General features: G+C 42.8%; 22 protein-coding genes. 10 read left to right on the plus strand and 12 right to left on the minus strand.

Annotation, left to right across the window (positions count from 1 at the left end):
* The first annotated feature begins 9 nt into the window (after nt 1-9).
* Nucleotides 10-2,409, plus strand: coding sequence for a penicillin acylase family protein (locus D6V41_RS00575; protein ID WP_136249552.1), 2,400 nt, complete (start codon nt 10-12; stop codon nt 2,407-2,409).
* A 594-nt stretch (nt 2,410-3,003) separates the two neighbouring features.
* A complete protein-coding gene (locus D6V41_RS00580; RefSeq protein WP_136249553.1) occupies nt 3,004-3,438 on the plus strand; it encodes a universal stress protein in 435 nt (144 codons plus the stop codon).
* Between the two features lie 121 nt (nt 3,439-3,559).
* Here the strand turns inward: D6V41_RS00580 and D6V41_RS00585 are convergent, their stop codons facing one another.
* A complete protein-coding gene (locus tag D6V41_RS00585) occupies nt 3,560-4,024 on the minus strand; it encodes a c-type cytochrome (RefSeq protein WP_136249554.1) in 465 nt (154 codons plus the stop codon).
* A 340-nt stretch (nt 4,025-4,364) separates the two neighbouring features.
* On the opposite strand from D6V41_RS00585, the gene D6V41_RS00590 reads away from it, so the two are divergent.
* On the plus strand, nt 4,365-5,321 hold the full coding sequence (locus D6V41_RS00590) for a DnaJ C-terminal domain-containing protein (protein ID WP_136249555.1): 957 nt from the start codon (nt 4,365-4,367) through the stop codon (nt 5,319-5,321).
* Nucleotides 5,322-5,329: 8 nt separating this feature from the next.
* Nucleotides 5,330-5,611, plus strand: a complete 282-nt coding sequence (locus D6V41_RS00595; RefSeq protein WP_241664377.1) for a chaperone modulator CbpM — start codon at nt 5,330-5,332, stop codon at nt 5,609-5,611.
* Nucleotides 5,612-5,963: 352 nt separating this feature from the next.
* Here the strand turns inward: D6V41_RS00595 and D6V41_RS00600 are convergent, their stop codons facing one another.
* From D6V41_RS00600 to pheS, 4 genes are all read right to left on the minus strand, one after another.
* The gene (locus D6V41_RS00600; protein ID WP_136249557.1) at nt 5,964-6,578 is read right to left on the minus strand and encodes a hypothetical protein; all 615 of its coding nucleotides are present in this window, start codon (nt 6,576-6,578) and stop codon (nt 5,964-5,966) included.
* 72 nt (nt 6,579-6,650) lie between these two features.
* On the minus strand, nt 6,651-6,953 hold the full coding sequence (locus D6V41_RS00605; protein ID WP_136249558.1) for an integration host factor subunit alpha: 303 nt from the start codon (nt 6,951-6,953) through the stop codon (nt 6,651-6,653).
* 4 nt (nt 6,954-6,957) lie between these two features.
* Complete coding sequence (gene pheT, locus D6V41_RS00610) at nt 6,958-9,345, minus strand: phenylalanine--tRNA ligase subunit beta (RefSeq protein WP_136249559.1); 2,388 nt, start codon at nt 9,343-9,345, stop codon at nt 6,958-6,960.
* Nucleotides 9,346-9,356: 11 nt separating this feature from the next.
* Nucleotides 9,357-10,337, minus strand: a complete 981-nt coding sequence (gene pheS, locus D6V41_RS00615; RefSeq protein ID WP_136249560.1) for a phenylalanine--tRNA ligase subunit alpha — start codon at nt 10,335-10,337, stop codon at nt 9,357-9,359.
* Nucleotides 10,338-10,570: 233 nt separating this feature from the next.
* Here pheS and D6V41_RS00620 point away from each other — a divergent pair, with 233 nt between their 5' ends.
* Nucleotides 10,571-12,220, plus strand: a complete 1,650-nt coding sequence (locus D6V41_RS00620; protein WP_136249561.1) for a methyl-accepting chemotaxis protein — start codon at nt 10,571-10,573, stop codon at nt 12,218-12,220.
* 130 nt (nt 12,221-12,350) lie between these two features.
* Here D6V41_RS00620 and rplT read toward each other — a convergent pair whose 3' ends face one another.
* From rplT to thrS, 4 genes are all read right to left on the minus strand, one after another.
* Nucleotides 12,351-12,707 (minus strand): 50S ribosomal protein L20, encoded by a 357-nt coding sequence (gene rplT, locus D6V41_RS00625; protein WP_136249562.1) that lies wholly within the window; start codon nt 12,705-12,707, stop codon nt 12,351-12,353.
* A 21-nt stretch (nt 12,708-12,728) separates the two neighbouring features.
* Nucleotides 12,729-12,926 carry a 50S ribosomal protein L35 gene (gene rpmI / locus D6V41_RS00630; protein WP_136249563.1) on the minus strand — a complete coding sequence of 66 codons (198 nt, stop codon included), beginning with the start codon at nt 12,924-12,926 and terminating at the stop codon, nt 12,729-12,731.
* 109 nt (nt 12,927-13,035) lie between these two features.
* Nucleotides 13,036-13,575: a translation initiation factor IF-3 gene (infC, locus tag D6V41_RS00635; RefSeq protein WP_136249564.1), complete on the minus strand. Its 540-nt coding sequence runs from the start codon at nt 13,573-13,575 to the stop codon at nt 13,036-13,038.
* Nucleotides 13,576-13,773: 198 nt separating this feature from the next.
* Nucleotides 13,774-15,699 carry a threonine--tRNA ligase gene (thrS, locus tag D6V41_RS00640; protein ID WP_136249565.1) on the minus strand — a complete coding sequence of 642 codons (1,926 nt, stop codon included), beginning with the start codon at nt 15,697-15,699 and terminating at the stop codon, nt 13,774-13,776.
* A gap of 126 nt (nt 15,700-15,825) precedes the next feature.
* On the opposite strand from thrS, the gene D6V41_RS00645 reads away from it, so the two are divergent.
* The 4 genes from D6V41_RS00645 to D6V41_RS00660 all read left to right on the plus strand — a co-directional run bounded on the left by D6V41_RS00645 (nt 15,826) and on the right by D6V41_RS00660 (nt 19,815).
* Nucleotides 15,826-16,506: an SRPBCC family protein gene (locus tag D6V41_RS00645; RefSeq protein ID WP_136249566.1), complete on the plus strand. Its 681-nt coding sequence runs from the start codon at nt 15,826-15,828 to the stop codon at nt 16,504-16,506.
* 18 nt (nt 16,507-16,524) lie between these two features.
* Entirely contained in the window at nt 16,525-17,595 is a 1,071-nt protein-coding gene (locus tag D6V41_RS00650) for a DUF3080 family protein (RefSeq protein ID WP_136249567.1), read from the plus strand.
* A 237-nt stretch (nt 17,596-17,832) separates the two neighbouring features.
* A complete protein-coding gene (locus tag D6V41_RS00655; protein ID WP_136249568.1) occupies nt 17,833-18,603 on the plus strand; it encodes a class II aldolase/adducin family protein in 771 nt (256 codons plus the stop codon).
* Between the two features lie 36 nt (nt 18,604-18,639).
* Entirely contained in the window at nt 18,640-19,815 is a 1,176-nt protein-coding gene (locus tag D6V41_RS00660) for a mandelate racemase/muconate lactonizing enzyme family protein (RefSeq protein ID WP_136249569.1), read from the plus strand.
* 57 nt (nt 19,816-19,872) lie between these two features.
* On the opposite strand, the gene D6V41_RS00665 is transcribed toward D6V41_RS00660, so the two are convergent.
* A complete protein-coding gene (locus D6V41_RS00665; protein ID WP_136249570.1) occupies nt 19,873-20,820 on the minus strand; it encodes an amidohydrolase family protein in 948 nt (315 codons plus the stop codon).
* A 33-nt stretch (nt 20,821-20,853) separates the two neighbouring features.
* Nucleotides 20,854-21,570, minus strand: a complete 717-nt coding sequence (locus D6V41_RS00670) for an SDR family NAD(P)-dependent oxidoreductase (RefSeq protein WP_136249571.1) — start codon at nt 21,568-21,570, stop codon at nt 20,854-20,856.
* Nucleotides 21,571-21,808: 238 nt separating this feature from the next.
* Between D6V41_RS00670 and D6V41_RS00675 the strand changes: the two genes are divergently transcribed.
* A complete protein-coding gene (locus tag D6V41_RS00675; protein ID WP_241664378.1) occupies nt 21,809-23,938 on the plus strand; it encodes a TonB-dependent receptor in 2,130 nt (709 codons plus the stop codon).
* 76 nt (nt 23,939-24,014) lie between these two features.
* Here D6V41_RS00675 and D6V41_RS00680 read toward each other — a convergent pair whose 3' ends face one another.
* The gene (locus D6V41_RS00680; RefSeq protein ID WP_136249572.1) at nt 24,015-24,824 is read right to left on the minus strand and encodes a ferredoxin--NADP reductase; all 810 of its coding nucleotides are present in this window, start codon (nt 24,822-24,824) and stop codon (nt 24,015-24,017) included.
* Nucleotides 24,825-25,026: the final 202 nt, after the last annotated feature.

Raw genomic sequence — 25,026 nt, forward strand, 5'->3', positions numbered from 1 at the left:
ACAGTTTTCATGCGCGTAATTAAGTATATTGCTTTAGGCTTGCTGGGCTTGTTTGTGATAGCAACTGCTGGCCTCTATGCCTATTTTGCCAGCAGCCTGCCACGTTTAGACGGTGAACTTAAAGTACGTGGCCTGCAAGCACAAGGGAGTATTGAGCGCGATAAATATGGACAAGCCATTATCAACGCTCAGTCGCAGCATGATGCGGCGTTTCTGCTAGGTTACGCGCACGCGCAGGACAGACTCTTTCAAATGGATTTGCTACGCCGAAGTGCAGCCGGAGAGCTTTCAGAAGTTGTGGGTGAAGTCGCGCTTGAAAGGGATAAATATAACCGCTTCTTTCAATTCAGAGCGAAAGCACAAAATGTGGTTTTAGGCTTGCCCAGTGAGCATCAACGTTTACTTGAGAGCTATGCAAATGGCGTAAATGCCTTTTTGACAGAGAATGGCGCGAAGACCTTTGAGTTTTTGCTTGCCGGCTCTGAGATGAAGCCGTGGCTGCCCGAAGATACCGTTCTTGCGACTTATTCAATGTACATCGACTTACAAAGCGGACAAGTCGAGCGTGATTTTGAAAATACAGCGATTCAGACGCACTTTGGCCAGGCAATGATTGATTTCATGTATCAACCCAGTTCGTGGCAGGCAGCCATCGACCTGAGCGTGGAAAGCGCACCTAAAGCAGACATTCCAGCGATAAACAAAGATTTAAAGCGTGATAATCCCGCGCAGTCTATAGAATCCGGTTCAGATTCAAGTGTCAATGAGGATAGTATCAATCATTTTGTGGCGCCTTCTGAAATCGATGGCCAAGATATAGGCAGCAACAACTGGGCAGTATCCGGAGAACTCACCGACACGCAAAGCGCTATGTTAAGCTCCGACATGCATTTGGGTTTGAATGTCCCCATCATATGGTATCGCGCCCAGTTAAACTATTTACATGAGGGTCAAAGCGTTAAAATGACGGGCGTTTCACTTCCGGGTACGCCTCTTATTATTGCAGGCAGTAACGGACATATAGCGTGGGGTTTCACCAATTCAAATGTGGACAACGTGGATTGGATCGAACTTGAAGAAGATACTGAAACTACACTTATCAATGAAGAAATCAAAATCAAAGATTCGCCCTCCTATACACTTGAATTTGAAATGAGTAAGTTCGGACCAGTCCGAAAACTTGCTAAGGAAAGTGGAAAGGCATCAGATGCAACATCTAAATCGAAGCGTTTTGCCCTTTCGTGGGTGGCTTTGGAAGATTACGCGGTTAATATGGACATTGCAGACATGCCAAAACAGCGCTCGGTAGACCAAGCCTTAGCGCTTGCCAAAACCGTGGCAATTCCTGTTCAAAACATGGTCGTGGCTGATGATAATGGCGATATCGCATGGCAGTTAACTGGCGCAATTACTTCTCGCAGCACCCCTAGCCTTACAGCCATTTCAGAAGAGCAATACGATCCAAACTGGAAGCGCCAGGACATCTCGCCCGCCTTTGTAAAAAATCCTGAAAATAATCGCATTTGGAGTGCAAACGCAAGAGTCATTAGCACATTGGATTTACCGCGCTACGGAGACGGCGGATATGCACTTGGCGCACGGCAAAGGCAAATAGCTGATCTGCTTTTTGAAAAAGACCGCTTTACCGAGCAAGACTTTAATCAAATTCAGCTTAATAACGAAGCCATGTTTTTACAGCCCTGGCATAATTTACTGCTTAATACTTTGAAAAATAACCCTCAACGCTTTGCTCTTGATATCGAGCAGCTTAAAAACTGGGGAAGTTGCGCTTGTCCTGACTCTGTTGGCTATACCTTGGTGCGCCGATTCAGAAGTGAAGTTATCAAGACGCTTATGCAGCCTATTGAAGAAGGGTTAACGCATTACGATGTAAATTTACGCCATAGCATGCGCTTAATCGAAACGGCCATTTGGCAGATACTTGATGAAAAGCCACAGACGTGGTTACCGAGCGATGCACTTGATTATACCGATATGCTTATCAAGGCATATACTGCAAGCAAAGATAGATTGATAACTGCCTTTGATGCCAATCCCGACACCTTGGAGGGGCTGGAATGGGGAAAAGTCAATGCACTTAAGATCACGCATCCCTTTGCAGGCTCTCTTGGGCCCTTTGGAAGCATGTTAAACATGGTGGAAGTGGAAGGCTTTGGCGATAGCTTTATGCCTGCCGTTCAAACTCAGCGCTTTGGCGCGTCGCAACGTTTAATAGTGCGCCCAGGCGAGCTCGATAAGGCCATTCTCACTGTACCCGGCGGACAGTCTATGCATCCGCTTTCAGCTTTCTTTGATATGGGCTTTGATGAATACGCAGCAGGCGGTGAAACGCCGCTATTGCCCGGAGAAGTGCTGCATCAATTGCGTTTTATACCGTTAATGGAATAGACACGTACTAATCTGTCTGGTCATGCCAAAACTAACTTTAATATATAAACGACATACGGCGATAAGGCCAAAATCAACAAGCTCAAAATAATGCCTAAAAGTTGCCACCAATTAAACGAATCGAATGTTTCAATTTCAGTACTCATAACATTCACTCTCTTATTTCATAAATTGCGTTATTATTTATGTTTTTATTCATTTGAGTACAAAAACCATGCCATCGAGTTTTGATCTATAACTAGTTAATATTAATGGCTATTTTAAAAAATTAATAACAGTATAAGTGATATTACAATTCGCTCTTGTCAATTTTGACAATATAATTGACAAAAAAGGCAATCATTTTAATCGCCTTGATAACATTTTGTAGCCGTGACAGGTCAAAGGCTCTAATTCATTGATGATTAATTTTTCTAACTTATTTTTTAACAAAATTTGACCTAGATCAGAATTAAATCAGGCGCATTGCTCCATCTTTCATATACTTAAACAGGATTCAGGTTAAATAGGTTTATCTAGATGTTCGATAAATTGTTAACTCTGCGGATTACAGACCGGCAGAGAAAAGTAGCTGAAAGCAGAGGAAAGAAAACAATGACTAATTACAAAAAAATTCTTGTTGCCATAGACATCCATGCGCAGTATGAACAAGTGATTAACAAAGCGCTCACCATTTGTAATTCTAAAGACGATTTAAATCTTGTTTATGTGCCATTACCTATCACATACATTAGCCCTTATTTATATGGGGTAGATTATAGCGATATTGATGATTCAGAACGTGTTAATAAATCGCATGAAGAGCTCAAAAGTATAGGCAGAAAATTTGGTATTGATGAAAGCCGAGTGCATTTTAAAGTGGGTGAAGCTGCGGATGAAATTCAGAATATTGCCAATGAAATTCATGCTGATTTAATTGTAATTGGCACACATGGTCGAAGCGGCCTCAAGTTGTTACTTGGCTCAACAGCAAACTCAGTATTGCATGGTGTTAAACAGGATGTGCTTGCTGTACGAATAAAAGAGTGACGCATAAAGCATTTTAAACAGAGCGTAATTGTACCCTATAGCATTTACGCTCAATTTTCGATAAACAACACCATACGCTTAGCCGTTGCGACCTGGCATCACAAAATGCGTATTATCTTGCCTAATGAATAAAATAAGAGTTATACGTGGTATAGGTGTATGGCTTCACTTTATACTGAGGCTGCAAATAAGCCACAAGGTCAATCAGTTCCTGTACCGACATCTCTTGATTGTAATTTCGCATCGTTGAGTTGCCTGAGTCATCTTGATTGATTGGTTTAAATCCTCTGGATATGCGATGACTTGGGTTAATAATACTAGTAACAAGTTCAGCATAGGTAGTAACGCGCATTGAATTTCCCCCTAAAGGCACTCTGGCATCTAATTCACTCGGCATGTTCTTGATTACCGCTTCATATCCTTCAGCGCTATGGCATGATAAGCATTGATACTTAATAAAAACCGATTTACCCCTGTCGGCATCTCCTTCAGGCAAACTGAAGCCCCGTGGTGAATCAACGCCGGAGTCGCACGCTGTTAGGAAAAGTAGCGCGCTTAAAAAGCTTAAATAAAAAAGTGATTTCATTGATAAAGCCCCTTCTGTTATTTACGTAAATAATACTGCCAATATCCTACAAATGGATGGGCAAAGTTTGACAGCGATCAATTTTTAAACAAATAAACCTTGTTGAGTGAGCATTGAGTGTCGATACTTTTTACTCAGTATCAACTGGATATCACCTTATTCATATAAGTAATATCCGCAGTCATCTAAGCGAATTACACAATTGTGCACCCTCGGTTGGCCCGACAGAATATGTGATAAGCTGCTTTTAACAAGATGCTTCGCCAGATCAGGATTGAGAAAGATTTATACATCTTGATGCGCAATAAGTGTGCTTCGTAGCCTTAAATTAGGAAGCTTTATGCAATTTAAAGACTATTATGAAATTCTTGGTGTAAAGGAAGATGCAGATCTAAAGGAAATAAAAAAAGCGTATCGCAAAATCGCACTTAAACTTCATCCCGATGTTAATCCTGATGAGGGCGCTAGCGAAAAGTTCAAAGAGCTCGCTGAAGCATACGAAGTTCTAAAAGATCCCTCTCGACGAGCAGAATACGATGAGTTACGCAAATATGGCGGCTCACACGCAGATGGCTTTGATGCGCCACCGGGTTGGCAGGCTAAATCAGGCGCGTACAGCGGCAACGCTGAGCACAGAGAGTTTTCAGACTTTTTCAATTCTGTTTTTGGACACGGTGGTTTTAGTGGACAAGGAAGACACAATCAAAGCAATGATGATTTTGCGATGAAAGGTCAAGATGCTGAAATCGAAGTGCCTGTCTTTTTGGAAGATACGTTGAATGAAAACGAAAAAACCATTGAATATGCTATTCCATATATTGAGAACGGCCAAATCAGGCACAAAAATAGACGTCTAAAGGTAAAAATTCCGGCGGGTGTTGCAAATGGTGAACGCATTCGCTTAAAAGGGCAAGCCGGACAGGGTTATGGTGATGGACCAAACGGAGATCTGTATTTGCATATCCGCTTGGTGCCTCATCCACTTTTTGATGTTCAGGGCCATAACCTTGTATTGACCGTGCCAATCGCTCCTTGGGAAGCGGTGCTCGGGGCTATTGTGGTTGTCCCTACCTTACACGGAAAAGTAAAGCTTACAATAAATCCCAATAGTCAAAATGGACAAAAACTAAGAATAAAAGGCAAAGGATTAACAAGCAAAAAAATGCAAGGCGATCTTATTGCAGAACTAAAGGTAGTTATGCCTGAAGAGTCAAACGAAAGCAGTCAGGCACTTTGGCAAAAGCTAGCTCAAACAGAAACATTTGATGCACGGGCTCAGTGGGGTAATTCAAAATGAATGAAACAATGTTACTTATCTCCTTTGAAGAATTATGTCAGTCGGCTCATATCAAGCAGGAATTTATTGTCGAAATTGTCGATTATGGTATTGCAAAACCTGTTTCAGGAGAAAAGACGAACGAATGGGTGTTTGATACTGGTAGTGTCAAATGGCTCAAAAAAGCCATCAACCTGCACTTGGAACTGGAGATGGACTGGTTTGCCGTAGCAATGATTATCGAATTATTGAAGCAAAAAGAAGCACTGAAGACAGAAAATCAGTACTTAAGACAGCGACTTGAACGTTGAAGATTTGGAAGCACTAATCTGTACTCGCTCAGACCAGTCATGAGCTCAATCAACAGAAAAACGTGCAAACTTGCCGCTCGCTGGGAACAATAGTCATCTTCGGCTTTGCAACGAAGAGTCGTCATCGTGATGAAAATCACGACCTCCATGGGCTAACGCAGTGTTTATTTAACCTTTGCAATGTGCCAGTGAGGTTCCCATTTGCATCGGAATGACGATTCTTCGTAGTGACCGCAATCCGTAGTTAGTGATCATAGCGATGACTCATTTCTGAGCAATTCGGACAACCGCTCCTTGGTCTTTATAAGACTATCGCCTTCGCGACAGTGACGGGCCCTTAATTTTCGTCTTATTATCTTGAAGTGGCTGCTTCATTCAGTACTAACCACTGCGACTGCCACTCTTCTCTAGCCTGCTTAAGGGCATCCTCCTCGCTCAGGCCACTTGCTCGCATGCTTTCGGCAATAGTTTCAACCAAGGTATCGCGTTTATCAACAAGGTCTTTTGATTGCGAGTGCAGACTTTCAAAGGCGGGATATTTTTCGTAAACAGCATCTACATCTTCAAAATGATAAAACGCGTGTTCAAATTCTTGCTGATAATTCGTTTTCATCCCTTGAAAAGACAAAAAGACTTTACCTTGTTCACCGCGCAGAAGATTCATATCACGTTCACGCAGTTGTACCTCTTGACCTGCTTCGAGCAATCGTTGTTGCCATAGCGCTATGGCATCTTGGTCACCCTCTTTGGCTGCTATTGCCAGTGAGGATTTTACATCATCAGCGTTCAAAAGTTCAGAAAGGCTAAGCAAGGGTTCAGGTTCAGTTTGCGCTTGCTGCTCACGTGCGTGTTGTTCAGGCTCAGTCTCAGCCTTATTTGCATCAGTGCACGCGCTTATACTCACAATACTAAGTAAACAAAAAACGCCTGTTATTAGCAGGCGTTTTATTTTAAAAGTTTCTGTCATAATACCTCTATGCTTGTATTTAGAACGTAGCTCCAAATACCTTAAGTTGTATTAGTTTAGCAAAAGTTGGCTTTAGTCACCCTTTGCAAGAGGAACATTCTCAACTCGACTTTTAAGCTTTTGACCAGGTCGGAAAGTGACGACTCGGCGAGCTTTAATCGGAATATCTTCACCCGTTTTCGGGTTGCGGCCCGGTCTTTCGTTCTTTGTCCGCAAATCAAAATTTCCAAAGCCGGACAACTTAACCTGCTCTCCCGATTCTAAGCACTCTTTGATTTCTTCAAAGAACAACTCAACCAGTTCTTTTGCGTCTTTCTTGTTAATGCCTAACTTCTCGAACAAATGTTCTGCCATGTCAGCTTTGGTTAATGCCATTTGATTAATCTCTCAATGTTGCACCGAAGTGATCCTGTAAATATTCTACCACTGTATCGACAGAGCCTTGAATATCTGAATCTTCCAATGTCTTTTCAGTGCTTTGCAGCCAAATAGATATTGCTAAGCTCTTGTACCCCGGTTCAATGCCTTGACCTTGGTATACATCGAATAAGTTTAAGTCAACTAAATCAGATATTCCAATTTTTTCAATACTTTTTAATAGTTTACCTGTTTCAACTGACTCTTTTACCTTAACAGCAATGTCTCGACGATTCACGGGATATTTTGAAATTGTGCCTGCAAGCGGCAGTTGGCGTGACTCCAGGGCTGAAAGCTTAAGTTCAAACGCAAATACTTTGCCGTTTAAGCCTAGTAATTTTTGATGCTTCGGATGCACGGCGCCAAGCTGTCCTATCGTCTCGCCCTTATACATGATGTTAGCGCATTGGCCCGGATGATAGGCACTATGAACGGCCGATTCAAAGGTGAAGTCACCTGCTTTGCCAGACAAGGCAATTAACTGTTCGCATATCGCTTTAGCGTCAAAAAAATCCAGAGGCGTGTTGGGAATTGCCCAGTGTTCATCATGAGTATTGCCAGCAAGCACGCCACCGATATACGGCGTTTGCTCAACACCCGTTTTTTCACTATTGCTGGGTGTAAAAATCAAGCCCGTTTCAAATAGTCTTACGTTTGATTGCTGACGCTTTTGATTATAGGAAAGCGCTCCCAGCAATCCTGGTAAAAGGCTTACTCGCATCACTGACATATCGCTTGAAATAGGATGAGGTAACACTAAACCTTCATATTCTGGAAACAGGGCAACCTGTTTTTTGGGGTCAACAAACGAATAAGTAATCGCTTCCTGATACCCTGCATTTAAGAGTAGCGATTTAAACTGATTAAGTTCCAGCTTACTCTCTTCATGTGCATTCATCGTTAAATGAGACAGCGGCGCCTGATTTTGAATATTGTTGTAGCCATGGATGCGCGCAACTTCTTCAATTAAATCTTCTTCAATTTCGATATCAAAACGATAAGAAGGCGCTTCTACTGTGTAAGTGGTTTCGGTAGCTTCTACATGCATACCCAAGCGCTCCAGCATATCGTGGACACGTTCAGCTGCAATTTCCTGTCCAAGCACACGTGTGATGCGCTGCTGGCGAAGGGTGATTTTGTTTCGTACAGGCAAGTATTGCGTCGAGACGGCTTCTACAATTGGTCCTGCCTTACCGCCAACTATGTCTAACAAAAGCGCTGTTGCACGCTGCATGGCTCTATGCTGCAAATCAGGATCTACACCACGCTCGTAGCGATGAGATGCATCGGTATGCAGTCCATATTGACGAGACTTGCCCAAAATATCGTCTGGACTAAAAAATGCTGACTCTAAAAAGATATTTTTGGAATGTTGAGTCACACCCGATGCAAGTCCCCCAAATATTCCGGCAAGCGCTAGTGCTTTTTGTTCATCAGCAATCACAAGCGTATCGGCGTTGACCTTTATTTCGGTCCCATCTAGCAACACTAGCGGCTCATCTTGCTCGGCAAAGCGCACCTGAATATTCCCTTGCAAGGCATCGTTATCAAACGCGTGCATGGGATGCCCAAGCTCCAGCAATACAAAGTTTGTAACATCGACCACAGCATCAATACTTCGAATACCGCTACGTCGTAACTTTTCTTTCATCCATAAGGGTGTAGGAGCAGACATGTCTACCCCTTCAATCACTCTGCCTAAATATCTTGGACAGGCTTTAGGCGCCAATAAATCGATCTTACGCGTGCTCTGTGTCGTTTCTTCTACTTCGCTTATACTTGGCTCTAGCACATCTAATTGATTGAGCACCCCCATTTCGCGAGCCACGCCTTTAATGCCAAGACAATCTGCTCGGTTTGGCGTTAAATCAATTTCTATTGTGCTATCGTTAAGTTGCAGATAATCACGGACATCGTTGCCAATTGGCGCATCAGCAGGTAGTTCAAGTATGCCTGAATGATCTTCTCCCATACCTAACTCTGAAAAACTACACAGCATGCCAAACGAAGGCTGACCGCGCAGTTTTGCCTTCTTGATTTTAAAGTCACCAGGCAGTACTGCGCCAACCTTGGCAACTGCCACCTTTAAACCTTTGCGACAATTGGGTGCGCCGCAAACAATGTCCAGAAGCGCTTCATCTCCCACATCGACTTTGGTTACTTGAAGTTTATCGGCGTCTGGGTGCTGAGAACATTCAACAACTTCACCCACAACAACACCTGAGAATTCGCCAGCAACCGGCTCAATACCATCTACCTCAAGACCAGCCATGCTAAGCTGTTCACACAACTCGTGGGTATTTAAGCTCGGATTCACCCACTCTCTTAACCAGGATTCACTAAATTTCATGCTTTACTCTACTAATTAAACTGCTTGAGGAAACGAAGGTCATTTTCGAAAAATGCGCGCAAATCATTCACGCCATAGCGCAGCATTGTGAGGCGCTCAACACCCATACCAAAAGCAAAGCCTGTATAGGTTTCAGGATCGATGTTTACCGCTCTTAATACATTCGGGTGCACCATTCCGCAGCCCAAAACTTCAAGCCATTGTCCGTTTTTACCCATTACATCTACTTCTGCTGATGGCTCAGTAAATGGAAAATAGGAAGGTCGGAATCGAATCTTCAGGTCTTCTTCAAAAAAGTGATGCAGGAAGTCATGTAGCACGCCTTTCAATTCGGCAAAACTAACATTGGTATCTACCATCAAACCCTCTACCTGATGAAACATTGGCGTGTGGGTTTGGTCATAATCATTACGATAAACACGACCGGGAGAAATAATTCGTACCGGCGGTTTTTGCGCTTCCATCGTGCGAATTTGCACGCCCGAGGTTTGGGTGCGCAGCATCACATCAGGATTGAAATAAAAGGTATCATGATCCGCTCTGGCTGGATGATTTTTTGGAATATTCAGCGCATCGAAATTATGAAATCCGTCTTCTACTTCAGGCCCGGTTTTTACCGAAAACCCAATGTCTGCAAAATACTGTTCTATTCTGGCGATTGTGCGACTCACAGGATGCAGATTCCCAGCCTCAATACTGCGTCCAGGCAATGTCACATCAACAGCCTCTTCGGCCAGTTTAGCATTGAGCTCTGCATCTTTGAGCGTTTGCAGCTTTTCGTTGATGGAGCCCTGCACAGACTGTTTGATTTGATTAATTAATTGCCCGGCTTTTGGACGCTCTTCAGGAGAAAGCGCTCCCAGGCCTTTCATTAATTCAGTAATTTTGCCTTTTTTACCCATGTAGGCAACGCGCACCTCATCAAGCTCTTGGGGCGTGCTGGCCGCGTCTACGGCTGCAAGCGCTTCACTTTTTATCGCATCAAGCTGCATTGGTTCCTCTTTTCAAGCGGTATGCAAAGCCAGGGACTATTTATGTCCAAAGCTAAGTGTCATTAAAATAATGCGGTGTATTTTACACAAGTTTTTAGTATCTTTATTGAAAAATATGTGTTTTTTCTTTCACTTGTCACATTTCGTTCAATATTTAGCAAATATCGCCGATAAGCTACATTGATTAAGACTCAACTTTTTATTTTGTTATTGATTATTAAAAAGGAAAATTTATGCATTGGTTGCACAATTTATCGGTCAAAAAACGTCTTTACACGGGCTTTGCAACCGTATTACTCATGTTCGTCATACTGACAGTATTGGGCGTGCAAAAAGTTAATTACATCAGCTCTGCCCTGACTGAAATCACAGATATCAATTCAGTTAAACAGCGCTATGCAATTAATTTCAGAGGTAGCGTACATGATCGCGCTATTTCTATTCGCGACGTGGTTTTAGTCGACAATTCTGATGACATCCGGCCCTTAAAAACCGAAATTGCTGAACTTAAAGCCTTTTACGATACCTCAGACAAAGCCATGAAATCGATGATGCAGGATGCGACACTCTTTACCTCTCAAGAGCGTGAAATCATAAAACGCATTGACGAGATTCGCGCGTATACTCTTCCGCTAATTCAGGAAATCATCCAAAAAACCGAGCAGGGAAACAACGAACAAGCTAAAACACTTTTATTAGAAAAAGCGAAGCCTGCTTTTATTACCTGGCTAGCTGTCATTAATGAATTTATTGATTTGCAGGAATCAAAAAACCAAACAACGACCCCACTTGCCAGAGACGTTGCTGATGGTTTTCAGTCATTAATGTTTATCATTACCGTTATCGCTGCTGTATTAGGATTAATCATTGCTAAACTTATTATCGATAGCTTATATGCATCATTAGGCGCCGAGCCCAACGATACCGCTAACATTTTGTCGGATATTGCTAAAGGTGACCTAACAGCCAATGTGAAAACCACGCATCCAAAAAGCATGATGACATCTATTCGCCATATGCAGGAGAATCTGACAACCATAGTAAATGGAATAAAATCTGCCGCGGGCGATCTGACAGCACAATCGGAACATCTCAAAAGCAGTTCAATCCAGATAAGTGAAGATGCGCAGTCGCAAGCATCATTAACCAGTAAAACGCTAACCAGTTTAGAAAACATGCAGAAGCGTTTGGATGAAGTGGCAGAAATGGCAAGTCAAACTGAACATAATTCGGTAGAAACGGTTGAGTTCTCCAAAAAAGGCAGTCATGCGATTCAGTTAAGTGCAAATGAAATAGAGAGCATTTCTGATACTGTGAATGACACTGTTGGCCAGGTGAAAAAGCTGGAAAGCACCGTTAATGAAATAGGCGATATTATAGATGTAATTAGCAGTATTTCAGAGCAGACTAACCTATTAGCCCTAAACGCAGCAATAGAAGCAGCACGTGCAGGGGAGTCAGGAAGAGGCTTTGCGGTAGTGGCCGATGAAGTGAGAAACCTTGCCGCAAGAACGGGTGATGCAACCGGTCGGATTCAAAATATCATCACAGACTTGCAAAAAGAGACAGCCGCCTCGGTTAGTTCGATGGAAAAAACGCAGCCTTTGGTTGAAAACGGTCGGGCGTTAACAAAAGAAGCCAAGCAACTACTGTTAGATATTGAAACGCAGGCGGTGGCTTCGCTTCAGAATGTTAAGAAAGTAGTTGCATCAACACACTCTCAAGTCGATTCTATCAAAGATGTTGCCTCGGCAATGGAAGAAATACAGAAAATGTCACAAAACGCAATATCGACATTGCGGGACAATGCCCAGGCAACGCAGGGACTAAGCAGTGTAGCAAATGATTTGGTGCAAAAAGTAGACTACTTCAGTACTAAATAGTAGTCAGAACACATTTTAAGCACTTGTTAACGCGTACATTTACAATGTGCGCGTTTTTTTATTTGGTAGAAAACAAAAAGGCCAGCATCCTGCTGGCCTTTCCGAAAGAGCTTAACCTTTAAGTTTATATTTACGCTAATGCGCCTTTTGCTGCGTCCACCAAAGCGGTGAAAGCGGCTTTATCATGTACTGCAATGTCTGCAAGAATTTTACGATCGATTTCAACAGACGCTTTTTTCAAACCGTTGATGAAACGCGAATAGCTCATTCCATTTTGACGTGCAGCCGCGTTAATACGTGCAATCCACAATTGGCGGAATTGACGTTTACGCTGACGACGGTCGCGATAGGCATATTGACCTGCTTTAGTTACCGCTTGCACCGCTACGCGATACACGCGGCTACGAGCACCGTAATAACCTTTAGCTTGCTTTAATACTTTTTTATGACGTGCGCGTGCAATTACACCGCGTTTTACTCTAGCCATTGTTCAGTCTCCTACTTAAGGTTATACGTATGGCAACATACGTTGGATAAGAGCGGTATCATTTTCATGAACCAATTTCTTTCCACGTAGATGACGTTTACGCTTAGTGCTTTTCTTGGTCAGAATGTGACGCAAGTGAGACTGTTTACTTTTAAAACGGCCAGAGCCTGTTTTACGGAAACGCTTTTGCGCACCGCTGTTTGATTTCATTTTAGGCATTGCTAAAACTCCGCATTGTTAATGACCTGACAAATTGCAGTAATGTCAGGTGTTAATATTTGTAGCAAGGTGTTTTAAGTTGTGCAGACTTAAAAACTTTAGACCATTACTACTTCTTAATTGGGGCGATAACCATGATCATCTGTCGTCCTTCCACACGATTTGGGAAAGACTCCACTTGAGCAATGTCTTGTAAATCGTCTTTAACACGATTTAGCAATTCAATGCCGATCTCTTGGTGAGCCATTTCACGTCCGCGAAAACGGATCGTCACTTTGGCCTTATCACCACCTTCTAGAAAGCGACGCAGGTTGCGCAGTTTTACCTGGTAATCGCCTTCATCAGTGCCAGGGCGAAATTTAATCTCCTTGACCTGAATTTGCTTTTGTTTCTTCTTCTGTTCTTTTTGAGCCTTGCTCTTTTCAAACAAGAACTTGCCGTAATCCATAATTTTACAGACCGGCGGATTAGCATTTGGGCTGACTTCGACGAGGTCAACTCCTGCAGCTTCTGCTGCTTCAAGTGCCTCACTAATGGAAACTATTCCGGCCTGAGAGCCATCCGCAGCAACCAATCGTACTTCATTAACCGTTATTTCGTCGTTAATTCGGGCTTTATCGCCCTGAGCTTTATTACCAGCGCCTTTAATATGCTATTCCTCCAAGAACATTAATATATGTCGCGAGAGCGAAAACAGATATATCTTCGCGTTCACGAATTTCGGTATTATACCTATTCTTTTTCGTAGTGCTATTGAATTTGCAGAATTTTTTGATAAAAAGCAGGATTTGCTGTTTACAATATTCTTTAATACTCAATTAACACACGTGCAATACCTTTTATTCATCTATTGGCCGCTTACAATGCGCTTTGACTGAATATCTTCAAGCACGTACTTTGCAAAATCTTCTTTACTCATAACACCTAAATCGACACCCTTTCGTGTCCGCACGGCCACCTGCCCACTTTCTTTTTCTTTATCGCCAACGACCAAAAGATAAGGCACTTTTTTCATCGTATGTTCGCGTATCTTAAACCCAATTTTTTCGTTTCGGATATCGGCCTTCACTCTCACACCTTGCGCTTTTAATTCACTTACCACTTCCTGCACATAGGCGGCCTGACTGTCGGTGATGTTGGCCACCACCACTTGCGTTGGCGCAAGCCAGGTTGGAAAAGCGCCCGCATATTCTTCGGTCAATATGCCGATAAACCGCTCAAGAGATCCAAGAATAGCTCGATGGATCATAACGGGTACTTTACGCTCACCATCTTCATCAACAAAGGTTGAGCCGAGTCGACCTGGCATAGAAAAATCGAGCTGCACCGTACCGCACTGCCAAGCTCTGTCGAGGCAGTCGTGTAAAGTAAATTCGATTTTAGGACCATAAAATGCACCTTCACCAGGAAGATAGCTAAAATCGATATCGCTGGCTTTAAGAGCATCTGCCAGCGCTTTTTCGGACTTGTCCCATATTTCATCGCTACCCACACGCTTTTCAGGCCGAGTTGACAGTTTCACTGCGATTTTGTCAAACCCGAATGTTGCGTAAGTGTCGTACACCATTTTGATACAGTCAGACACTTCGTCCAAAATTTGCTCTTCAGTACAGAAGATATGTGCATCATCTTGCGTGAAGCCACGCACACGCATTAATCCATGCAAAGCACCAGAGGGCTCGTTTCGGTGACAGCAGCCAAACTCCGCCATTTTAAGAGGCAAATCCCGATAGGATTTTAAGCCTTGATTAAAAATCTGCACATGTCCGGGGCAATTCATGGGCTTGATTGCATACTCACGCTTTTCAGACTCTGTGGTGAACATGTTTTCTGCATATTTATCCCAGTGACCGGATTTCTCCCACAAACTGCGGTCCATCATCAGTGGGCCTTTTACTTCGTCATAATTGTATTCGTGAAGCTTTTGACGAATAAATCGCTCTAACTCGGTGTAAATTGTCCAGCCATCATTATGCCAGAAGACCATTCCCGGCGCTTCTTCCTGCCAATGAAACAAATCAAGGCTTTTGCCGATTTTACGGTGGTCGCGCTTTTCAGCTTCTTCCAAACGATTTAGATAGGCTTTAAGCTGTTTCTTGTCTGCCCACGCTGTACCGTAGATACGTTGCAGCATCTTGTTATCTGAATCGCCTCTCCAGTATGCACCTGCCACTTTCATTAATTTAAAGTGGTGGCAAAAACGCATGTTTGGTACGTGTGGGCCGCGACACATATCAATATATTCTTCATGATGATACAGGCCTGGCTTATCATCTTTACTGATGTTTTCGTCTAGAATCTCAATTTTGTAGCTTTCACCGCGCTGCACAAAGGTTTCGCGAGCCTCTTCCCAAGATACTTTTTTCTTTACTACATCGTAATTCGTTTTTGCCAACTCCAGCATGCGCTTTTCAATTTTCGCAAGCGCTTCATCGTTTAATGGCTCATCTAAATCCACATCATAATAGAATCCATTATCTATAGTGGGTCCGATTGCCATTTTGACATTAGGATAGAGCTGTTTAATAGCATGACCAATAAGATGCGCGCAGCTGTGGCGAATAATTTCCAAGCCTTCTTCATCTCGAGCGGTAATAATCTGCAAACTTGCATCTTCGTTGATCATGTCTACCGCGTCGGCTAAGTCGCCGTTGATTTTGCCTGCAATGGTCGCTTTAGCTAAGCCTGGGCCAATGTCATTGGCAACGTCTAAAATACTTACAGGGTTTTCGAAACTGCGCTGACTGCCGTCAGGAAGGGTAATTACTGGCATGAGTATCCTTTATTCAGTGGTGACGCAAACCAAGCGCCACTTGATAGTTTTTCAAAGTTTATTCGTAGTTATTCTATATTCAATGATTGTTTAACTAAGTGACTGTCAAATGACTCGGTCAAAAGTGTGACGGATTATAACGATATGGCAAGCGCAGATGCAATGAATAAGCCAAAGATTGCCTATAAATCTTATGTGTTAATATTAAGTTTTGTTTTGACATTCTCGTTTATCAGTAATGCAGCGTCCAAACCCGAAAATACTGAAATCAGTGTTAAGGTTAGCGAAACGCCTCTGGGACCAGAAGTCGAAGCAAGCGCAAAAGTTGCTTTTACGCCGCTTATGTTCATTGAGCTTGTCAAAAATGCAAAGCACGATTGCTCATGGATTGCAAAATGCGAAAGCGTGAATATTCTCGAAGGCGAAGACAGCAACTTTCAATTAATTCGCACCGAAATAAAAGCCCCTTGGCCTTTTAATAATCGCGATATGGTGGTTTATTCCATGCTTGAATACAACGAGGCAACAAAGCACTTAAGTATTCAATTAACTCAGGCAGAAAATGCTGAACTGGAAAGTCATCTTGTGAGTTCTGATGATATTAAAGGTATTGTTAGAATGACCAACGTTAAGGCAAAGTGGGAAATGCAGGCATTGGGTAATCAGCAGTTTTTATTAGAGTATCGAGGAGTTGCGTCACCTAATGGCAATATCCCAGACTGGATAGCCCGGCGTTTTGTGCGTCAATCTACTGAGGAAACGTTTGAGAACGTGATTGCACATTTTGCCAAGATGCATCCTCAATAAAAAGATAAAAAGATTTTTATGAGTTTTAAATTAACAAAACACACCAGCAATGCCAAAACACCAGTACTTTATTTGGCTATGTGTATTTTCGCGCTTTCTTTAATAAGCGCTTGCTCTAAACATCAGCAAATCAAACATGATCTTGATGCCTTGGAAGGACGTCTTCAGGATTTTACAGGCATTAGCATAAAAAGGCCTGAGCCTGATCTAAGTTTGCAGTTAGTATCAAAAAGTGAACTCAAACAGGATGTGCCTCAAATTCAAATAAACATGCGGGATTTTTATGCCGTGGACGATTGTCCGCTTGGGCAATTAATTGCCGAGCGAAATACGGCACTTGGCAAAATGCAGCAGGCGTCCACCCGTTTTGATTATGAGCTTCGTTTACTCGACACGCTACAAAATTGTATGCAGCAAATGCAAAGCGAGCATCCTGTTTACCCACAAATGCAGTCTTGGCTTGAACAAAAAACAGACAATTTGCCGCTTGTGTACGCAAATTTGATGACGCAATCGGACGAAAGCTACCGCGCCTTTTCAACAGCAGGCGATTTTATAAGCGGTACAAAAGACGATAGCTTTCCTGCTACTAAACTTGCGCTTCAACATTTATCGGCCATAAGTCCATCCGCAAAGCAAGACGAAACGATGCAGAACACTCAACAAAGCGCGGCGAATTTGGCTTTGTTAGAACAACATCTGCAAACGCTGTCCAATTCCAAATTACCCGCAAGAATGTGGCGTACTCAGGCGCTGTTGGCTCAACGATTACCGCCATTAAGCGATTTGCTCAAGCAATATCTGGCGCAAACGCAGTGCAGCAACAAGCAAGATGAAGAAGAAATTAAAATCATGCGCAACATTTTTAAAATGTTTTTTGCCGATAAAATACAACCCCTGGGTGCGCAATTAAATCATTATCAGTATCAGTTGAATCCTTTTTTTGAAGCCTTTAGCAAAGATGAAAATCTTCCAGCGGATTTTCGTCGGCACATTAAAATGCATTCCACAGAAAGCATGCAGACATATAAAACTGCGATGCGAGAACACATTGAAACGTGGCAGCAGGTTTTTGCCCTATGTGAATGAACGATGCTAGAAAAATGGAAAATGGTGCCGTCTTATGAAACAAATGTGTGCGCTAAAAGAAAGTGTCAAAAAACAGGATGTTTTTTGTCAAGCGTCACATGGATGTGCTAGCAGCGACTTTCTTTTAGTGCACACATTTGTTTCATAATGCCTGACCAATCCTGATTTCCTTGCTATGATCGCTCTTCTGTTTTTCATTTCATTATATTAAATCTGACCTTGTGGTAATTAATCTTTATGTACGATATTCCTAAATTACAATTAAAAGACCAAGTCTCGGAGCAAGAGTGGAAGACTCGTGTTGAGCTTGCTGCAGCTTACCGCTTATTGGTTATGCATAACTGGGATGACTTAATTCATACGCATATTTCTGCACGCATTCCGGGCACAGAAGATTTGCTGATCAATGCTTTCGGGCTTGCCTTTGAAGAAGTCACCGCGTCGAATCTGGTAAAGATTGATATCGAAGGAAATATCATTCAGCCCGACTGCCCGTTTAATATCAACCCGGCTGGTTTTACTATTCACAGCGCGGTTCATATTGCACGACCTGAAGCCCAATGCGCTTTACATCTGCATCATCCAGACGCAATTGCTGTAGCTAGCTGCAAACATGGTTTACGGCCTTACAGTCAATATTCTGCCTTTGCGCTGGCTTCCATGGCTTACCATAATTACGAAGGGCTGGCGGTAAATGCTGATGAAATCAAGCGGCTACAGCACGACTTGGGTAAAGCCAATTTTATGCTTTTACGTAACCATGGTGCCTTAACGATGGGCAGCACCATTGGCGACGCATTTATGCATATGTACGATTTGCTGCGAGCTTGCGAAATACAGGTAAAAATGCAGCAAAGCCAGGATGAACTTATTGAAGTACCGCAAGCAATTATTGACGGCATTAAAGCACAAGCTAACATCGTCCACACTGGCTTAACGGGTGGTCAGAAAGCCTGGCCTGCCATGATGCGTCGTGTAAAACGCAGCTATCCAGACTTTGATCAGTAGACACAGACATACATAAACAAAAATAAGAGCCACAGAATGAAAATAAGCCACGTAGAAATTTTTGATATTCACTGCCCGGAGCGTCCACCATGGAATCCGGTTTTTGTGCGCATTTATACCGATGAAGGTATTCACGGTGTGGGTGAAGCCGGTCTAGCCTATGATTGGGGCCATAGCGCCGCCGCGGCGATGGTAAAAGAAATTGCAGAAGCCGTGCTAATTGGTTTTGACCCGTTTAAAACAGAGCTGTTGTGGTCTCGTATGCTTAGAGAAAGCTTTTGGGGCTTAGGTGGCGGGCCTGTGCTGTATGCCGCAATGAGCGCAATAGACACTGCACTTTGGGACATGAAAGGCAAAGCGCTTAACGTGCCGGTCTATCAGCTACTGGGCGGAAAAACCAACGACAACTTGCGCACGTATGCCAGTCAGCTGCAATTTGACTGGAGTCAAGACTGCATCAAAATGCTCCATCCGGATGATTATGCGCGCGCAGCAGCAAAAGCCATGGCAGAGGGTTACGATGCAGTTAAAGTAGACCCGATTGTTTACGATGAAAATGGCGACTCTAGTTTTGATCGAACCAAGTTGTTCACGCCAAAACAAATGAAGCTCTTTGGAGACCGACTTCGTGCAATTCGCAAAGAGGTTGGCGACGAAGTTGACATTATTTTTGAAGCACACAGCTTAATGGGCTGTGCATCAGCCATTCAGATGGGCGCGGTAATTGAAGAAGTTGGCTGCATGATGTTTGAAGAACCTGTGAACTATTTAAACAGCGCCGTGCACAAAAAAGTATCTGACCGAGTCAATGTACCCATCGCAGGTGGCGAGCGTTTATATCATCGTTGGGATGTAAGACCCTACTTTGAGTCGCAAAGCATCGACGTATTACAGCCCGATGTTGGCTTATGCGGCGGATTTACCGAAGCAAAAAAAGTCTGCGATTATGCCGATGTTTATGATATCCGTATTCAGGCACACGTTTGCGGCGGCCCTGTAGCAACAGCAGCAGCTTTGCAACTTGAAGCTGCGATCCCCAACTTTTTAATTCACGAGCATCATACCTATGCCATTAAATCCTGGAATCGAGAGCTTTGCATACAAGACTATCAGCCTGAAAACGGGCGCTTTAAAGTGCCTGATTTACCCGGCATTGGCATTGAACTTAACGATGAAATTGTAAAGCGTTCACCGAACATAACTGTGAAATAACAGTGAAATAACGGTGAAGTAACAGTGAAGTAACGCTGTATAGCTCAAAACTATACATTAAAAATAAATGCGGGCGGCGTTTTCACCCAATAGCGCCCGCTTATTAACTTGAAGTTGCTGGCACAAATTAAAGGCCTGTTGCCAATAATCTTGATAACTTAGTCGATACAGGCATAGCGGAAAGTTACTTGCCATCATAATTTGCGCTTGCCCAAAAGACGAAAAAATACGATCCAATGCTGGCAATAATTCATCAGTCTCATATTCTTTTTTGTGCATCTCAAAACCAGACAGTTTAATACTAAGATTCTTGCTTTGCTGAGACTGACGGGATTGCTGCGATTGCGACAGGCTCTCAATGACCTGGCACCACCACTTGAATGCTTGCCCGCTAATGCTTGAAAAGGGCATAAATCCCGCGTGATTTAAAACAAAATGCAAATGGGGGTGTTGGGTAATTACTTCTAGCAGTGTATCGAGCGCTTGGTGCGTTGTGACGCTCACCTGCAATTCGAAAATACAGGCCAGCTTGTTTAAATGACGCAGATTGATGCGTGCGTTCTCATTTTCCCAGAGGGCAACAATCTGACCATCAATAATATGCCGAAATCCCTTACAACTGCCCATTTTAAGCGCAGAATTTGAATGATATTCGAATGTGTCTGGCGCTTGAAATAAATCCGCATTAGCTATGCTTGCAAATTGTAGCGGCGTTTGTTCTGCAAAAGAATTTTCATTGTTCTGAACAGTCGATAGATAAACATGGTGCGCATTTTCCCAATGCGCTATCTCTTTCTGTGGATGCTGATTATTAAAGCCCGCTTCAATGTGTACACATTTAGTCAATGTAAAAGGTTCGCGTAGCCTGATATCGCTAAAACCAAAATCTCTATAAATAAGACGCCTTTTCGTTTGTTCAAGTTGCCCTAACCAGGCATATTCGCCTTTGGATAAATCAAACAAATGAATATGCGGATCAACGACTTGATAAGTTTGTTCAGACACTTTTTTAACCACAGTTAAATGTAAAGACTTGATTTACTGCGCACAATAACCGCCATCAATTACCTGTAGGCTACCGGTAATGAAACTTGCCTCTTGAGTACTAAGATAATGTACATATGAAGCGACTTCACTCGCTTGCCCTAATCTTCCTAAGGGTTGCTGTGCGGCTTCTTCCTGGTGCACTTCTTCTTTATTTGCACCACTTGACTGGCAGTAACGGTCAATAGCAGCATGGTATAAAGGCGTTTCTATTGTGCCAGGACATACTGCATTGCATCGAATATTAAAATGCGCATAATCTAAGGCCGTCGTTTTTGCGATAGATGCAAGTGCATGCTTGCTCAAGTTATAGGCAAAGGAATTTCGTTTGGCAATAATTGCCTGATCAGAAGCGACTAATATGATACTCGCGCCCTTTTCTTTCATAGCGGGCAAACAGGCTTTAATCGCATAAAAGGCTCCTTTGACATTCAGATTAAAGATGTCGTCTAACTGAGCTTCACTGGTTTGTTCAATATTAGCCGAGATATGGCGCCCAGCATTACACACAAGTACGTCAATGTTGCCTGCATTTCGCACTTGCATAACTGCGTTTGTTACAGCTTGTTCATTACGCATATCGCAATAAATAAAATTCCCTTTAGCCGATTGCTTGATGTCCAGGTTAAATACCTCGTGTCCATCACTTAAAAAACGTTCAACTATCGCTTCGCCAATCCCTGAGCTGCCGCCAGTCACAATAATTCTCATATTTACACTTTATCTTTTAATGATTTATCTGCACTTGTTGGCAAGTTATCGAGTTTGCACCTTGCTGTCAAAACTCGATTTATCAAGTTAAGACATAAAGTTCCATTTCCTGGTTGATTTGCTAACATAAATAGGTATCATTCTCATTTGCAATTTTAATAAAATTTATAACACACAATTTTAGGGCGTGGTGATATACACACCTAAATGTTGGTAAACACACCCATTGGAGACAACTTTGAAATTGAAACCTTCTTATCTAACGCTTGCCATTATGTCTGGATTAGCCTCTGCCGCTTACAGTAGCTCAAGCTTGGCAAATATGGCTGCTGTAGAAGCAGATATCGAACGAATAGAAATACAAGGTCAGCGTTATTTATCAATTAGTGAATCGAACTCCATTAAAACCCCTACGCCAATCATAGACGTGCCACAGAGTTTATCCATCATCTCCGCAGACGAAATTACAGCTCGAGGCATAAACAGCATTGGTCAAATCATCGATTATTTGCCAGGCGTGAATACCTCACAAGGTGAAGGGCATCGTGATGCAGTAGTTTTTCGGGGCGTGCGCTCTACCGCCGATTTTTTCCTGGACGGTAACCGTGACGATGTCCAATATTACCGAGGCCTTTACAACGTTGAGCAGGTAGAAATTTTAAGAGGTCCAAATGCCCTTTTGTTTGGTCGAGGCGGCACGGGTGGCGTAATCAACCGCGTGTCTAAAAAAGCAAAACTCGACCAGAGCTTTAATGACTATACGGCTCGTTTGAATACCTTTGGTGCATATGGCGTAACGATTGACTCAAATATTAGTACAAGCGATGATTCGGCGATCCGCATTAACGGTATGTACGAAGAACTGGACAATCACCGTGACTTTTATGACGGCACACGATTAGGTATCAACCCCACTGCCCGCTTTGCTTTAAGCGATACAACCACGCTGGATTTATCTTACGAATATATTAATCACGACCGCTTTATTGACAGAGGCATTCCTACCGGTAACGACGGCAGACCGGTAGAAGCACTTGAAGATGTTGTGTTTGCCGACCCGAATAATAATTACCATGAAATTGATGCACACGTGTTCCGCGCCAATATTGAGCATCAATTTGCTGAAAATATTAAAGGTAACTTCAACGCCTTTTATGGTGATTACGACAAAGTTTATGTCAACTTTTATCCCAGTGATTATGACCAAGATACTAACGTTGTTGAATTAGATGGTTATATAGATGAAACCGTACGCGACAATTTGATCTTATCTGGCAATATTGTTGGCGAATTTACTACCGGCTCAGTAGAACATACCCTGATGTTTGGCGCTGAATTTATTCAAACCAACTCTGATCAATATCGTTTCAATCCTGTTTTTAGCACCTCAGGGGGTGACCGCGAGGACTTTAATGCTGTTCGCCCTATCGCGTTTAATAACTTAAGCGGTGTTAATGCACAAGGGCAAGCGTTTACCGTTGAATTTTCAGATTTCAACGACGATACACGAGTCAATTTGGATGTATATTCATTTTACGTGCAAGATGAAATCGCCCTATCCGAGCATCTCGACCTAGTGTTAGGCGCGCGTTTCGACAGCTTTGATATTGAAGTATTTAATGCAGACCCTGATGTGCTTGAAACCCGTACCCGTAAAGATGAAGAAGTATCACCACGAGGCGGTTTGATTTACAAGCCTTACGAAAACGTGTCGTTTTACGCAAGCTACAGCGAGTCTTTTTTGCCACGAAGTGGTGAGCAATATACCGATATTAACGGCAGCGGAAATCAACTTGATCCAGATACATTCACTAATCAGGAACTAGGACTGAAATGGGATATTTCAGAGCAAATGAGTTTAACTATGGCGGTGTTTGAAAACGAACAAAGTTCCCCGCAGGTGAGCGATGATAATCCTGAAACGCTTGACGTAATCGACTCCGAAATATCGGGTTTCGAAATGCAGATTTATGGAGAAGTGCTAGAGAATTTAACCATTAATGCCAATTACAGCTATCTTGATGGGGAAATTGTGGATCGTAGCGGACCAACGGGACGCACGCCTCGTGAAGTACCGGAAAATACCTTCTCTTTATGGAGCACTTATCAGATAAACGACGCCTTTGCAGTAGCATTTGGCGCAACATATCAAGGTGAGAGCTATATCGATAATGGTAATTCAGCCGTTTTACCCAGTTATACCCGATATGACGCTGCTGCCTACTACGATGTGTCTGACACGCTCAGGCTTCAGCTAAACGTTGAAAACTTAAGTGACAAGCTATATTTCCCTAATGCTCACTCAACTCATCAGGCGAGTGTAGCAGCGCCGCTGAATGCAAGTTTGATGGTTATTGGTTCATTTTAAATACAGCGAAAAGGCCTAAAACAAAACAAGGGTGAAAACATTTTCACCCTCTTTATTTTTATAAGCGTAAAAATTCTTATTTATCAATAAAAGCCTGCTCAATGACATACTCGCCTTGCGAGCGGGATGTTGCTTTGCAAAAGCCCCGCTCATTTAAAATCGTCATCAAATCCTGAAGCATATCGTTGTTGCCACAAATCATAAAACGATCATCTTTAGTGTTGATATCGGGCATCTGCAAATCCTGCGTTAGCTGACCAGTCACTAGCAAATCTGTAATGCGCTTGTGATGGCTATTAGGATTTTCTTTCTCGTTAAGGCTCTGATAACTGAAATTTTCCCGGGTCACAGTAGGATAATACAAGAGCTTTTGTTTCACTTCTTCCCCAAAATATTCATTTTCAGGCAAGATATGTTCGATATAGTCTTTGTATGCAAGCTCTGAGGTATAACGCACGCTGTGCACCAATATAACTTTTTCAAATTTATCGTAAATGAATGGGTCTTTAATAATACTCATAAATGGCGCAAGCCCTGTGCCAGACGAGAGTAAATAAAGGTGCTTACCTGGCGTTAAGTAACCGGGCACAAGTGTACCGGTAGCGCGAGTGGTTAATACCACTTCATCTCCCTTCTGAATTTTCTGCAAGAGCGATGTGAGTGCGCCATCCGGCACTTTAATACTGAAAAACTCCAGCTCTTCCTCATAATTTGCACTGGCAATGCTGTAAGCCCTTAGCAGAGGCTTGCCGTCTATTTCCAAGCCAATCATAACAAATTGGCCGTTCTCAAAAGTAAAGCTATTGCTGCGAGTGGTCTTAAAGCTGAACAAAGTGTCATTCCAGTGGTGAACATCTGTCACTACTTCATTGATGGTACTGCGCATACCGCTCCTTTTTTCTTATTTACAACGAGATACGTTCAAAGAGATAAAGCTAAACAAGCTAAATTCGGCGTTAAGCTTACGCTAAACTACGCCCGTTTCCAAAAACAAAAGGCGTGTTTGCACACGCCTTTCTTATTACATTCTTCAATGTATAAATTACTTAGTTTGTAGCCATTTGGACTACAACGAAATCATCTCTTGA

It is taken from the genome of Ningiella ruwaisensis (assembly GCF_004798935.1).
In the GTDB taxonomy this organism is placed as follows: domain Bacteria; phylum Pseudomonadota; class Gammaproteobacteria; order Enterobacterales; family Alteromonadaceae; genus Glaciecola; species Glaciecola ruwaisensis.